The following is a 1,862-nucleotide window of genomic DNA, read 5'->3' on the forward strand; positions in this document are numbered from 1 at the left end:
CGAGCAACAACAGGTAGAGCAGTGCATTCTGTATCTCCAGATGTAAGACGTACGTCAGCACTTTCAGATGAAAAGAAAATTGCTGCGCAGCGTTTAGCAAATGGTGTGGTGGGGCGTTTAAATCAATTACGCCAGTTAGGTCTTGGTTATCTAACATTAGATAGAGCCACACCGACTCTTTCAGCGGGAGAGTTACAACGTTTGCGTTTAGCAACACAATTAAGTTCTATGCTATTTGGTGTAGTTTATGTACTGGATGAACCGTCTGCTGGATTACATCCTTCAGATAGTCAGTCATTATATGATTCTCTCGATAAATTAAGAGACGCTGGAAACTCCGTATTTGTTGTAGAGCATGATTTAGAGCTCATGCGTCGTGCTCAATGGTTAGTGGATGTTGGACCAGATGCAGGAGAGCAAGGTGGTAATATTTTATATAGTGGAGTACCTCAGGGTTTAAGTGAGATTTCAGCTTCACGTACTGCAAGTTATTTATTTAATAAAATCCCAGTTACTCAAAGTTATGGACGTACACCCTCTGGTTGGCTTGAACTTAACAATATTTACCGACATAACCTGCATAATATTGATGCTCGTATACCTCTTGGTGTACTTACAGCAGTTACAGGTATTTCAGGTTCAGGTAAATCTAGTCTCGTTTCTCAAGCTTTACCCGAGTTAGTACTTTCATATTTAGGCAATGAATCTGAAACTGAAAACAATAATGAAAATAATCCTTTAAATGAAGGAATGTTGGTTACCGAGGTTACACAGGGTTCTCTGGCTGGTGATGTGGAGGCTATACAGCGTCTGGTACAGGTTGATCAAAAACCAATTGGCCGTACTCCACGTTCTAATCTGGCAACTTATACGGGTTTATTTGATCATGTTAGAAAGTTATTTGCTGGGACTCCTGAAGCTCGCCAAGCTCATTATGATGCTGGACGTTTTTCGTTTAATGTGGCTAAAGGGCGATGTGAAACTTGTGAAGGTGAAGGCTTTGTCAGTGTAGAATTATTGTTTATGCCAAGTGTATATGCCCCTTGTCCGACATGTCATGGTGCTCGATATAATGATGACACTCTGAAAATTCGCTGGAATGGACGTAATATTGCTGAAGTATTAGGAATGACCGTCAATGAAGCACGTGATTTTTTTGATGGAGAGGTCTCGATTGCTCGTTCACTACAATTATTAAAGGAAATTGGCCTTGGTTATTTACGTTTAGGGCAACCAGCGACTGAACTATCTGGTGGAGAAGCGCAACGTATTAAATTGGCGACCGAGCTGCAACGCAATCAGCGTGGAAATACACTGTATATACTTGATGAGCCAACTACAGGTTTGCATCCATCAGATGTAGATCGATTGTTAGTTCAATTGCAGCGATTAGTCGATGCGGGTAATACCGTGGTTATGATTGAGCATGATATGCGTGCCGTTGCACAAGCAGATTGGGTGATTGATGTGGGACCAGGTGCTGGAAATGCTGGTGGGAATATTGTTGTGGCAGGAACACCAAAACAAATAACAGAAAATCAAGATAGCCGTACTGCTCCATATTTAGTTAATGAGTTAGTGAGTCGTGATACTAAACGTTGATATTGCGAGTGGGTAGAATAAAACCTTAAATTAAAAGCCTGTAAAATCAATCAGATATTTTTTTGTTTTAGGTGGTGTGTGAGCATGAAATCTAAAAGTTTTTTTCAACTAAGGGCTTTGTTGCACAAACCTATCTGTAACGGCTTTTTCAGCGATATAATTTTCAAATGAAGAAGCCTACACAGAAAATCTACCGCACAACCAATTGGCCCGCATATAACCGAGCACTCATGAGTCGCGGAAATATTGCCATTTGGTTT

General features: G+C 40.7%; 1 protein-coding gene and 1 pseudogene. Both read left to right on the forward strand.

The annotated features are described in order from the left end of the window. Positions 1–1,602 (forward strand): excinuclease ABC subunit UvrA (locus ACNPNW_RS04795; RefSeq protein WP_527890965.1); only part of this gene is annotated, 1,602 nt, incomplete at its 5' end. A gap of 167 nt (positions 1,603–1,769) precedes the next feature. Continuing rightward, positions 1,770–1,862: pseudogene (locus tag ACNPNW_RS04800) on the forward strand (IS5/IS1182 family transposase); the annotation flags it as partial.

This window comes from Acinetobacter endophylla, assembly GCF_053543775.1.